Raw genomic sequence first — 1,748 nt, forward strand, 5'->3', positions numbered from 1 at the left:
CCCCCTTCGGGTCGATGAGTATCGAACCATGTCCGCCTCCTGCGATCTCGACAGCTTCGAGCGGCCCGGGGACACCCTGGGAGTCAACACCCAGCCCATAGTGATCGACGGATTGGTCCGCTATTCCGAAGACGAACGACACGCGGAACTCAGAAACAAAGATCTGTGGATCGCGGGGACCTCACGGTCGTCAACGAGCACGACGCGGCGGCCTGGTTTCAATCCGACTCGGATTTGCAGATCGCGGGGACGCACCAAGGCCCGCACGATCGAGCAGTTCGGGTTTCAATCCGGCTCGGATTTGCAGATCGCGGGGACCTCCGAGTGCAACGCACGGCAGACCGGCGCGTCGTTTCAATCCGGCTCGGATTTGTAGATCGCGGGGACTTACGCAGGATGGCGCTGGCACCTGGCAAGGTTTCAATCCGGCTCGGATTTGTAGATCGCGGGGACGAGTTCGACGTCGCGCTGCGCAGCGTCTTCACGTTTCAATCCGGCTCGGATTTGTAGATCGCGGGGACTGGTGGCCGGGGGCTGGCTGGTCCGTGAGATCGGTTTCAATCCGGCTCGGATTTGTAGATCGCGGGGACCACCCCGAACACGGCAAGGGTGAGCGTCCCGACGTTTCAATCCGGCTCGGATTTGTAGATCGCGGGGACTGCCTCGGGACTACTTACGCTGGGAAGGCGGCAAGTTTCAATCCGGCTCGGATTTGTAGATCGCGGGGACCGGGGGAATATACAGATAGTAGACACGGCTGCGCCCGGTTTCAATCCGGCTCGGATTTGTAGATCGCGGGGACATGTCCCTGAAATTCCAGATCCAGGGATTGCAAGGTTTCAATCCGGCTCGGATTTGTAGATCGCGGGGACCCTCTCAAGCTAAGGCGTGGGTCCAGACGGAGGTCGTTTCAATCCGGCTCGGATTTGTAGATCGCGGGGACGACCTACGGGTTGGCTACAGGCAAGCAGGCCGATACGTTTCAATCCGGCTCGGATTTGTAGATCGCGGGGACTACATCACCTACAACGTCCACCGCCCCTGACCTAGTTTCAATCCGGCTCGGATTTGTAGATCGCGGGGACCATGGGGCCGGCTTTCTGTCACATCCAGGAGAAGTTTCAATCCGGCTCGGATTTGTAGATCGCGGGGACTCCCCAACGAGCAACGCGTGGCGAAGCTCACAGTTTCAATCCGGCTCGGATTTGTAGATCGCGGGGACGCTACAACCGGCGGGTCATCTCGCCCAGCTCGGGTTTCAATCCGGCTCGGATTTGTAGATCGCGGGGACGGCGCATAACGCCGCCCTAAGGGCGGTAGCGCAAGTTTCAATCCGGCTCGGATTTGTAGATCGCGGGGACCGCCCCCTCCCCGGCCCGCCGGCCGGCCCCCTCGTTTCAATCCGGCTCGGATTTGTAGATCGCGGGGACCAAATTGAGAAAAGTAAGGCTCGGGTGGGGGAGAAACGTTTCAATCCGGCTCGGATTTGTAGATCGCGGGGACAAAATGGAGGACATCATAGACCGGCTCATGCTGAGTTTCAATCCGGCTCGGATTTGTAGATCGCGGGGACGACCGCTAAAGGATTGGGGGAGGCAGCCGCCGAGGTTTCAATCCGGCTCGGATTTGTAGATCGCGGGGACACCGGTTCGGCGAGGGCGAGCAGCCCTTCGTCGAGGTTTCAATCCGGCTCGGATTTGTAGATCGCGGGGACTACCGCCGCCACCACCATGGTGGGCCAGCTGCGC

The 1,748-nt window shown here is 60.1% G+C and carries 1 CRISPR repeat array.

The window, feature by feature from the left end:
* Positions 1 to 215 precede the first annotated feature (215 nt).
* Positions 216 to 1,714: a CRISPR direct-repeat array (repeat unit 36 nt; unit sequence GTTTCAATCCGGCTCGGATTTGTAGATCGCGGGGAC).
* Positions 1,715 to 1,748: the final 34 nt, after the last annotated feature.

The organism is Protofrankia sp. CiP1_Cm_nod4 (assembly GCF_982290645.1).